Consider the following 9,888-nt stretch of genomic DNA (forward strand, 5'->3'; position numbering starts at 1 on the left):
CCAACATGCGCGGACTCTCGCGACTCGTGATCTGCCAAACAGTTTCAATGGGAAGACCGGGAGAGCGATCATGGAAGGCAACGGTTGCGCCCCGAGGGTCGTGGCCCTCGTCGGACCCGCGGGCGCGGGAAAGACCAGCCTCGCGGAGGCGTTACTTTATGCGGCGGGCGCGGTGCAGCGACCCGGCGCGGTGAGCGAAGGCAATTGCGTGGGCGATGCGAGCCCCGAGGCCCGCGCCCGAGGCGGCTCCACCGAGATGAACCTGATGCGGTTCACCTATCTCGACAGTCCTTTCGCTTTGCTGGACACACCCGGATCGCCGGGCTTCGCGGCGGACGCGGCGAGCGCGCTCCCCGCGGCGGATCTCGCGCTGGTCGTGGTCGATCCCGATCCGGTCCGCGCGCCGCTGGTCGAACCGATCTTGCGCCGGCTGGAGACGATGGGCGTTCCGCACGCCCTCTTCGTCAACAAGATCGATCAGGCGCGAGGCTCCATCCCCGAACTGCTCGAAGCGCTTCAGCCGATGAGCGGCGCGGCGCTGGTCGCGCGCCAGTTGCCGATCCGCGAGGGCGGGCATGTCACCGGCTTCGTCGATCTCGCGCTGGAGCGGGCCTATCATTACGAGCAGGGCAAGCCGTCGAAGCAGATCCCGGTCGCCGACAGCCTGCGCGGCGAGGAGGAAAGTGCGCGTTTCCACATGCTCGAGCAACTCGCCGATCATGACGATGCGCTGCTCGAACAGCTCATCTCGGATGAAGCGCCCAGCCTCGAAACCCTGTTCGGCGATCTGAACCGGGAGACGGGCGACGGGCTGGTGGTGCCCGTGCTGTTCGGCTCGGCGCTCAATGATTTCGGCATTCGCCGGCTGCTCAAGATGCTGCGCCACGACACCCCGCAGGCCGCCGCCACCGCCGCGCGGCTCGGGATCGAGGGGGCGGGTCTTCGCGTGCTCAAGGTCTCCTACGGCAGCACGATCGGGCGGCTGGCGATCGCGCGGATGTTCGGCGGCCGCCTGACCGAAGGGGCCGAGCTGGTCCGCTCCGACGGGCCGGGGACGCGGGCCGGCGCGCTCTCCACGATGCAGGGCGCCGGCACCACCAAGGTGGGCGCGATCGAGGCCGGGGATATCGTCGGCATCGCCAAGGCGGAAGGCCTGATCGCGGGGGAGATCGTCGGTGTCGGCAGTCGCTGCGCCGGGGCGGGCTGCGCGGAGGCGGAGCCCGTGATCGCCAATTGCGCGCTCGCCATCGCCGCGAAGGACCAGAAGGACGAGGTGCGCCTCTCCGTCGCGCTCAACCGGCTGGCCGAGGAGGATGCCGGCCTGCGCTGGAGCCATGACGAGGGATCGCGCGAGACATTGCTCCACGCGATCAACGACGAGCATCTGGCGGTGACGCTCGACCGGCTGCAACGCCGCTACGGCGTGACCGTCTCCTCGCACCGGCCGGGCGTCGCCTATCGGGAGTCGATCCGCAAACCGGTCAGCCAGCGTGGCCGGCACAAGAAGCAGTCCGGCGGCCATGGCCAGTTCGGCGATGTGGTGATCGAGATCCGGCCGTTGGAGCGGGGCGAGGGCTTCCGCTTCGAGGACAGGATCACCGGAGGGGCTATCCCCCGCCAATGGATTCCCGCCGTCGAGCAGGGCGTGCGCGACGCGATGGCGGCGGGGCCGCTCGGCTTTCCGGTGGTGGATGTGGCGGTGGCGCTGGTCGATGGCAGCTTCCACAGCGTGGACAGCTCCGAGCTGGCCTTCCGCACCGCGGGGCGGATGGCGATGAGCGAGGGGCTGGCGGCGGCCGTGCCCTATCTGCTGGAACCGGTCGACCATGTGACGATCAGCGCGCCGGGCAGCGCCACCTCGCGGGTCGGATCGGCGGTGGCGAGCCGGCGCGGGCAGATGCTGGGAATGGCGGGCAAGGACGGCTGGTCGCACTGGGACATGATCGAGGCGCTGATCCCCGAGGCGGAGCTGCACGGGCTGGAGGCTGAGCTCCGCTCGCTGACGCAGGGCATGGGGCAATATGAGGCGCACTTCGAGCGTTTCGCCGAGGTCTCGCCCAAGCTCACCGGCGAGGTGATCCGCCAGCGCGCGGCGATCGCCTAGAGCGGGCGTTTAGATCGGCAACGCCACCGTCGACTTGATCTCCGACAGGGCGACGGTGGAGTTGATTTCCTGCACGCCCGGAAGCTGGCTGAGCTTGTCGAAGAAGAAGCGCTCATAAGCCTCGATGTCGCGGGCCACGATGCGCAGCATGAAGTCCACCGTGCCCATGAGCACATAGGCGTCGAGCACCTCGGGGAAGGCGCGGATCGTCTTGCCGAACTCGTCCAGATTGGCGCGCCCGTGCGCGTTGAGCTTCACCTGCGCGAAGATGTGCGCGTTGAGGCCGACCTTGCGCCGATCCACGATCGCCACGCGCCGGGTGATATAGCCCTCGCGCTCCAGCCGATCGATCCGCCGCCAGCAGGGGGAGGGCGACAGCCCCACCTTCTCCGCGATCTCGGCCGTGGTCTGGCTCGCATCGCGTTGCAGCTCGCGCAGGATCTTGCGTTCGAATTCGTCGAGATCGTCGGACATAAAAACCTGAAAATAGTCGATGGGAGGAAAATCCATCCTTATCCTAGCGCATATCCGGTGAATGAGGTGAGAAAATTCTCCCAGAACGGGCGATGTTCAGGTGAGTTTGATCCAAGGGAGTGGAAACATGGTTCTGAGCGTGAGCGAGTGGGCCTCGGCCGGGCAGGCGCATCTGGTGCGCGACGAGGCGGCGGGGCTCGAGGGCATCATCGTGCTCCACTCGACCGCGCTCGGGCCGGCGGCGGGTGGCTGCCGCGTCTGGAGCTATGATTCGGCCGACGCGATGGCGGCGGACGCCTTCCGCCTCGCCGAGGGCATGACCTACAAGAATGCGCTGGCGGGCCTGCCGCTCGGCGGCGGCAAGTCGGTGCTGCGACGGCCGGAAGGCGCGTTCGACCGGAGGCGTTTCTTCCGGGCCTTCGGCGCGGCGGTGGAGGAGCTGAAGGGCTCCTACGTCACCGCCGAGGATGTCGGCACGTCGGTGGACGACATGCGCGCGGTGGCGGAGGCGACGCGTCACGTTGCCGGGCTTCCTCCGCAGGACGGTCGCCCCGGCGGCGATCCGTCGCCCTGGACGGCGCGGGGTACCTTCCTGTCGATGCAGGTCGCCGTGGAGCGGTATCTCGGCCGCGCGCTCAAGGACGTGACCGTGGCGGTGCAGGGCGTCGGCCATGTCGGCGAGGCGCTGGCGATGATGCTGCACGCGGCGGGCGCGAAGCTGGTGGTGGCCGATGTCGCCTCCGCCTCGGTGGATCGGGTCGTCGCGGCGACGGGCGCGCGGGCGGTGCCGGTCGAAGACATCCTGTCGGTGGAGGCCGACGTGTTCGCACCCTGTGCGCTCGGCGCGATCCTGTCGGCGGAGACGATCGGCTCGCTGAAGGCCCGCGTGGTCTGCGGGGCTGCGAACAACCAGCTCGCCACGGCGGAGGACGGCGCGCGGCTGGCCGACAAGGGCGTGCTCTATGCGCCGGACTATGTCGTGAACGGCGGCGGCATCATCAACGTCGCGGCGGAATATCTGGGCTGGTCCACGGCGGACGCGGTGGCCCGCGTCGAGGCGACGGGCGAGCGGCTCGGCCGCGTGCTCGACCTCGCCGCGGCGGAGGGCCTGCCGACCAACCTCGCTGCCGATCAGCTCGCCCGCAGCATCGTCGCGGGTGGCCCGGCGCTGGAGCGCGACGCGGCCTGACCCGGCGCGCGCCGCCCGCCTGAAGCGTTCAGGCGGGCGGTGCCCAGCCGAGGCCCAGCGCCTTCTGGATCGCGACGAAATCGCCGGTGAGGCCGGCTTCCGCGATCGAGAGATTCTGTTCGGCGGCGATCTGCTGACGGCGGGCGTCGAGCAGGTCGATCAGCGTGGTGGTGCCGGCGCGATAGCGCTGCTCGGAAAGCTGGAGCGCGAGGTCCGCTTCCGCCTTGGCGCGGGCCCGGGTGGCGACGGTGATGCGGCCGTAGCGGAAGCGGGAGAGGGAATCCTCCGCATCGCGCAGCGCCGCCAGCACGGTGGCGCGATATTTCGCCTCCGCCTCGTCGCGCACGCCCTCGGCCTGACGGACCTTGGCGGCGTTGCGGCCGAAATCGAGGAAATCCCAACTGATCTGCGGCGCCACCAGCGCCACGAAATCGTCGAGCTTGGTGAGATCGGAGATATCCGACCCGCCGACCCCGATGAGGCCCATGAAGCTCACCTTCGGGAAGCGCGCGGCCTCGGCCTGCCCGATCTTCGCGGTGTCGGCGGCGAGCGTGCGCTCGGCGGCGCGGATGTCGGGCCGGCGCTGGAGGAGGGCGGCCGGGTCGCCCACCGCCACCTCGGCCGGGGGCAGGGGAAGCGGCTTCACCGGGGTCAGCGTCGCGTCGAGCGCGCCCGGCGCCTGTCCGGTCAGCGTCGCCAGCTCGTCGAGATAGGCTTCGGCCTCGGCGTGGAGCGGGGTGATCTCGGCGCGCGAATTGTCGAGCTGGTTTTCCAGCCGCGTCACGTCGAGCTGCGAGGCGGTGCCGCGGCCGAGGCGCTGGCGCGTCAGCTCCAGCATCTGCTCCTGCATCGCGATCGAATTGTTGCCGAGGTTGATCCGCCGCTGCCGGTCGCGCAGGTTCACATAGGCCTGCACCACTTCGGCCGAGAGGCTCACCTGCGTATCGGCGATGTTGGCCTCGGCCACTTCGGCGGTGGCGCGCGCGGCCTGGATGGCGCGGCGCTGGCCGCCGAAAATGTCGATCTCCCAGCTCGCGTCGAAGCCGACATTGTAGACGTCGAGATCGGTCGAGCCGCCGCCGGAATTGCCCGAGCCGCCATTATCCGAGCTGCCGAAATCGATGCCCGGCAGATGGGCGTGGGCATAGGAGCCGGTGCCGCTGATGTTGGGGAGCTCGTTTGCCCGCTCCACGCGCAGCGCCGCGCGCGCCTGCCGCAGGCGAGCCTGCGCGGCTGCGACGTTCGGGTTGGCGGCCAGCGTGCGGGCGACGAGATCGTTCAGCACCGGATCGCCCAGCGCTTCCCACCAGCGCGCGACGGGCGCGGTGGCGGAGGCGGCGTCTCCGGCGCGGGCGAAGGCCGTTGTCTGCGTGGCGGATTTGGGCGGCCCGGCATAGTTGGGGCCGACGGTGCATCCGGCGAGCAGGCCGAGCAGAGCGAGGGTCGGGGCGATCGGGCGCATGGCGTTACTCAATGGGCGGCGACCGGCTTCGCATGTTTGGGAAGCGGTCGCAGGAAGAGGACGAGCGGAATGACGCAGACGATGCCGACCGTGAGCAGCCAGAAGAGATCGGCGTAGGTCATCGTCAGCGCCTGGGAGGAGATGATGTTGCCGAGCGAGCGGAAGGCGGCCGCCTGTCCGCCGAGGCTCTGCGCCTGTCCGGCCATGTAATCCTGCACGAACACCGAATTGGCGGGGAGCGCTTCCTCGATCCGGCGGCTGTGCAGCCAGACGCGCTGATCCTGGATCACCGCGATGCCGGCGAGCGCGAGGCTGCCGCCGAGGTTGCGCGCCGTGTTGTAGAGGCCGGACGCATCCGCCGCCTGCTCGGGCGAAACGGAGCGGATCGCCGCCTGGTTCAGGAACATCATCGCGCAGACGGTGCCGACGCCGCGCAGGAGCTGCGAATCCACGAAGGCGGTGCCGGTGGAGAGCGAGGTGATATCGGTCTCCATATAAGCGCTCACCGCCAGCAGCAGCAGCCCGAAGCCGACCGAGATGCGGATGTCGATATTCTGCACCATCCACGGCGTGAACGGCATCATCAGCATCATCGGCACGCCCGAAAGCAGCACGATCTCGCCCGATTGCAGCGAGTTGTAGCCGGAGATCGTCGCGAGGAACTGCGGGATGACGTAGGAGGTGCCGTAGATCACCATGCCGACGGTCGTCACCATCACGACCACGGCGCCGAACTGCCGGTCCAGCAGCAGCTTGAGCCGGATCACCGGCTTGCTGGCCAGCACCTGCCCCGCGAACAGGAACAGGAAGCCCACCGCCGAGACGATCGCCAGCGTGCGGATCTCGCCGGACGAGAACCATTGCTCGCGTTCACCTTCCTCCAGCACGACGGTGAGCCCGCCCAGCCCCATCGCGAGGCCGAGGATGCCCAGCCAGTCGGCTTCGCGCAGCAGCTCGAAGCGGGGCTTCTGGTGCGGCATCGCGACGAGCAGCAGCGTGATGAGCGCGGCGCCCACCGGCAGGTTGATGAAGAAGGCGTAGTGCCAGCTCACATTCTCGGTCAGCCAGCCGCCCAGCACCGGGCCGAGCACGGGTCCGAGGATGGCGGTCGCGCCGAACATCGAATTGCCGATCGGCTGTTGGTGGCGGGGCAGGCGGGTGGCGATGATGGTCATCGCCGTCGGGATCAGCGCGCCGCCGGTGAAGCCTTGCCCCACGCGGCCGACGATCATCATGCCCAGCGTCGTCGAGAAGCCGCACATCATCGAGAAGCCGACGAAGAGGCTCGCCACGATCAGCAGCAGCGTGCGCAGGCCGAACAGCCGCTCCAGCCAGCCGGAGATGGGAATGATGATGATCTCGGCGACCAGATAGGCGGTGGAGATCCACGTCCCCTCGGTGCCGCTGGCGCCGATCTCGCCCTGGATGGTGGGGAGCGAGGAGTTGACGATCGAGATGTCCAGCGTCGCCATCAGCGCGCCGAGCGTGCCTGCCGCCACCGCCAGCCAGGCGGCAGCGTCGGCCTTCTCCAGCGGCGCGGGCGCGGCAGGGGCGGAGGCGTCGCTCATCGGCCGCCGCGGCTCCGCTCCTGATCCTTGATCCGGCCGATCTCGCCCTTGGCCGAATAGGTATCGACGTTCACCGTCACCGACAGGCCGGGCACCAGCACCTTGCGGGCATCGGGGCCGGCATCGATGGCGATACGGATCGGCACGCGCTGCACGATCTTGGTGAAGTTGCCCGTCGCGTTCTGCGGCGGTAGCAGCGAGAATTCGGCGCCGGTGCCGGGCGAGACGCTCTCGACATGGCCCTTCAGGTCCACGCCGGGCAGCGCGTCCACCTCGATATGCGCCGGCTGGCCGGGGCGCATCAGGCCAACCTGCGTCTCCTTGAAGTTCGCCGTGATGTAGATCTTCGACAGCGGCACAACCGACATCAGCCGCGTGCCCGACTGCACGAACTGGCCGACGCGCACGCTCTTGTCGCCGACGCGGCCGTCGACGCTCGCCTTGATGACGGTCGAGCCGAGATTGACGTCGGCGGCGGCGAGCTGGGCCTGCGCCGCCTCGCCCTGCGCCTCGGCCTGACGGATCTGCGCCTCGAGCGAGCCGATGCGACGCTGGGCACTCTCCAGCGAGGCCTTTTGCGCGGCGACGGTGTTGGCGGCCTGCGTCGCCTGATTGCGCAGCGTCGTCAGCTTCTCGCGCGTCTCGGCGCCGCTGGCGGCAAGCGGGGTGTAGCGGGCGACTTCGCCGGCGGCATATTGCGCATCCGCCTGCGAACGGGCGAGCTGCGCCTCGGCCTCGGCGATGGCGGCTTCCTGCTCGCGGATGCCGGCGCGGACATTGTCGGCATTGGCCCGCGCGACATCGATCTGCGCCTGATACTGGGCGGTCGCCGCCTTGTAGTCGCGCGGATCGATGCGGACGAGCGGGGCGCCCGCCTTCACGTCCTGGTTGTCGGCGACGAACACCTGCTCGACATAGCCGGAGATCTTCGGGCTCACCGTCACCGCGTCGGCGCGGATATAGGCGTCGTCGGTGCCCTCCACATATTTGCCGCGGGTCTCATAGTGGATCAGCCACAGCAGGATCAGCACCGCGACCACGCCCAGGGCGATCAGCAGGATGCGCTTCGTGCCGGGGCTCATGCGCTTGGCGCGCTTGCCGTTGGCGGTCGGCGATTCGGTTTGATCGGCCATGGATTCGGCTCTTTTCCCTTTGGGCACAGGTCGATGACGATGTTTCTCAGCGTGGGACTTGCCCAAAAGCCGAAGATATGGCAAGCCCTCTTATTGTGGAACCTCAAGATATTCTCACCGACTGCGAGCGGGTCGCCAATGCGCTGCGGGACTATTATCTGCGCGCGCATCGCGTGGTCGAACGACGGATGACCGTGCAGGGCACTTCCTTCGCCCGCCACAAGCTGCTCATCATGATCGCGCGGATGGGGCCGACGCGTTCCATCGATATCGCCGCCGCGCTCGGCCAGGCGCCGCGGACGGTGACCGAGGGCATAGACGGGCTGGAGCGGGACGGTCTGGTCCGCCGCGATCCCGATCCCGACGACCGCCGCGCCAAGCGCATCTCCATCACGGAGACGGGGGATGCAGCCGTCCGCGCCTCCGAGCCGGAACGGCAGCGCTTCATCGTCGATACGCTCGGCGTGCTGACGATGGAGGAGCGCGATCAGCTCGTGGGGCTCCTCGACAAGCTCAACGCGCGGCTGCTGGAACTCGACGCCGAAGCCTGATTCCCCAAGGGAATGCCGACATTGGTCGAGTCCCGTCGCGACGCTCCGCGTCGATTCACCCCTCGGTAAGGAGGCGGGCGCACGCCCGGTTCCATGCTTGCGGCTCTCCGGTGGGGAGAGGGCTGAGGCAGGGATGGGGGCCTATATGGGTGAAGCGGAAGATTGCGCGGTGCACGAGACGGTTGTGTCCGACGATGCGGTGCTGGCGCTTTTCGTCTTTGCGAGCGTGACGCTGTTCCTGCTGATGGGTTTCAGCCTCTTCACGATCTGACACGCGGATCAGTCGCGGACGTCCCGCCAGCCGAACAGCATCGGAGAGGGGGCGCTGCGCCGGGAAAATTCCCGCCCGGCCATGCGATGAATGTCCGCCTCGAAGGCATGGAAGACGCGCAGCGCATCCTCCCGGCCGAGATGGCCGGCCCGCCCTTTCGAAAGCTGGGCCAGGGCCTCGCTGGTGATGAGGAAGTCCACGGCCTTTCCGTCCGCGATGCCACGGAAGACGATGCCGTTGCGTTCATGGACCCAGCGAGCGCTGCCCGGCTGGAAGTGAATGCCCGTCTGGCTCAAGGCGCCCCCCCGGATATCCCGAGGGGAAAGGCTGCGCCCGCCCGTCATGTGCCGCAAGACGGGGAGGAGGGCGCCATGCCCCTATGTGGGACAGGGAAGGCGGGCTCAGCCTTGCTCGACGAAGGGATGGTCCGCGCGTAGCCGATCCACCGCACGTTCGACCTCGGCGATCTCGCGGGCGTTGCCGGCGGCCCGCACTTCCCAGTTGCAATGCGGATGCGTGTGGAGGGGATAGACCTTGATGTCGGCAACGGCCTTGCGCCAGCGCGCCCGGCCGCCCCCAAGCGCGCTGGCGAGAACCGTCACCAGCAGGTTGCGCAACTCGCCGGCGGTCACTTGTTGGCGTTGCCGTTCGGATGATCCGAGAAGACCCGGCCGACCGACTTCGCATCCTCGCCGGCCCCTTTGACCGTGTTGCAGGCCGTGGCGGCCAGGCTCGCCAGCAGCAGGCCGATCGCGGCGATAGTCCGTTTCGTCATATATGTTCCTCCGATGCCCGCCGGTCATAGCGCGGGCAGGGGAATCACGGAATGGCCGCCCGCTGTCGAAGAGCGACGGAAAGGGGGTGGGATGCGACGCGTGACAGGGTTGATTTGCGATTGTCGAAAAAAGTTCATTCGAATCGTTGACGGCCCTCGGGAGTGCCTATAGAGGGCCTCTCACCGCAGCGGACGACGCCTTCAACGGCCGGTTCCAACGGGGAAATTTCGAACCGCTACAGTGGTTTAACGGAATGACCCGAACTGCAGGATCGGATGCGTCAAGGCGCATCCGGACGAACTTTTTGAGATCGTTTTAAACGGTCCCCCGAGGTCAAATCCGGGGCAAGAAAAGTATCGG

At 68.3% G+C, this 9,888-nt stretch carries 11 protein-coding genes; 4 read left to right on the forward strand and 7 right to left on the reverse strand.

Features of this window, described 5'->3' with window-relative positions:
* Nucleotides 1–70: 70 nt before the first annotated feature.
* Complete coding sequence (locus ST3T6A_RS0100400) at nucleotides 71–2,104, forward strand: elongation factor G (protein WP_026359299.1); 2,034 nt, start codon at nucleotides 71–73, stop codon at nucleotides 2,102–2,104.
* Nucleotides 2,105–2,113: 9 nt separating this feature from the next.
* On the opposite strand, the gene ST3T6A_RS0100405 is transcribed toward ST3T6A_RS0100400, so the two are convergent.
* On the reverse strand, nucleotides 2,114–2,578 hold the full coding sequence (locus ST3T6A_RS0100405; protein WP_019830906.1) for an Lrp/AsnC family transcriptional regulator: 465 nt from the start codon (nucleotides 2,576–2,578) through the stop codon (nucleotides 2,114–2,116).
* A gap of 127 nt (nucleotides 2,579–2,705) precedes the next feature.
* Between ST3T6A_RS0100405 and ST3T6A_RS0100410 the strand changes: the two genes are divergently transcribed.
* Complete coding sequence (locus ST3T6A_RS0100410; RefSeq protein WP_019830907.1) at nucleotides 2,706–3,767, forward strand: Glu/Leu/Phe/Val dehydrogenase family protein; 1,062 nt, start codon at nucleotides 2,706–2,708, stop codon at nucleotides 3,765–3,767.
* A gap of 28 nt (nucleotides 3,768–3,795) precedes the next feature.
* On the opposite strand, the gene ST3T6A_RS0100415 is transcribed toward ST3T6A_RS0100410, so the two are convergent.
* The 3 genes from ST3T6A_RS0100415 to ST3T6A_RS0100425 are packed head-to-tail and all read right to left on the reverse strand — an operon-like array spanning nucleotide 3,796 to nucleotide 7,930.
* Nucleotides 3,796–5,229: an efflux transporter outer membrane subunit gene (locus tag ST3T6A_RS0100415; protein WP_019830908.1), complete on the reverse strand. Its 1,434-nt coding sequence runs from the start codon at nucleotides 5,227–5,229 to the stop codon at nucleotides 3,796–3,798.
* Between the two features lie 8 nt (nucleotides 5,230–5,237).
* A complete protein-coding gene (locus tag ST3T6A_RS0100420) occupies nucleotides 5,238–6,797 on the reverse strand; it encodes an MDR family MFS transporter (protein ID WP_019830909.1) in 1,560 nt (519 codons plus the stop codon).
* On the reverse strand, nucleotides 6,794–7,930 hold the full coding sequence (locus ST3T6A_RS0100425; protein WP_019830910.1) for an HlyD family secretion protein: 1,137 nt from the start codon (nucleotides 7,928–7,930) through the stop codon (nucleotides 6,794–6,796). Before ST3T6A_RS0100425 ends, ST3T6A_RS0100420 begins: the two co-directional genes overlap by 4 nt.
* A gap of 95 nt (nucleotides 7,931–8,025) precedes the next feature.
* On the opposite strand from ST3T6A_RS0100425, the gene ST3T6A_RS0100430 reads away from it, so the two are divergent.
* Nucleotides 8,026–8,481, forward strand: a complete 456-nt coding sequence (locus ST3T6A_RS0100430; RefSeq protein ID WP_019830911.1) for a MarR family winged helix-turn-helix transcriptional regulator — start codon at nucleotides 8,026–8,028, stop codon at nucleotides 8,479–8,481.
* Nucleotides 8,482–8,614: 133 nt separating this feature from the next.
* A complete protein-coding gene (locus ST3T6A_RS21300) occupies nucleotides 8,615–8,752 on the forward strand; it encodes a hypothetical protein (RefSeq protein WP_019830912.1) in 138 nt (45 codons plus the stop codon).
* Nucleotides 8,753–8,760: 8 nt separating this feature from the next.
* On the opposite strand, the gene ST3T6A_RS0100440 is transcribed toward ST3T6A_RS21300, so the two are convergent.
* The 3 genes from ST3T6A_RS0100440 to ST3T6A_RS21740 all read right to left on the reverse strand — a co-directional run bounded on the left by ST3T6A_RS0100440 (nucleotide 8,761) and on the right by ST3T6A_RS21740 (nucleotide 9,527).
* A complete protein-coding gene (locus ST3T6A_RS0100440) occupies nucleotides 8,761–9,048 on the reverse strand; it encodes a DUF1488 family protein (protein ID WP_019830913.1) in 288 nt (95 codons plus the stop codon).
* A gap of 105 nt (nucleotides 9,049–9,153) precedes the next feature.
* Nucleotides 9,154–9,384, reverse strand: a complete 231-nt coding sequence (locus ST3T6A_RS0100445; RefSeq protein ID WP_019830914.1) for a hypothetical protein — start codon at nucleotides 9,382–9,384, stop codon at nucleotides 9,154–9,156.
* Nucleotides 9,381–9,527: a hypothetical protein gene (locus tag ST3T6A_RS21740; RefSeq protein WP_019830915.1), complete on the reverse strand. Its 147-nt coding sequence runs from the start codon at nucleotides 9,525–9,527 to the stop codon at nucleotides 9,381–9,383. Before ST3T6A_RS21740 ends, ST3T6A_RS0100445 begins: the two co-directional genes overlap by 4 nt.
* Nucleotides 9,528–9,888 lie beyond the last annotated feature (361 nt).

The sequence above is a fragment of the Sphingomonas sp. PR090111-T3T-6A genome (assembly GCF_000383095.1).
Classification (GTDB): Bacteria; Pseudomonadota; Alphaproteobacteria; order Sphingomonadales; family Sphingomonadaceae; genus Solisphingomonas.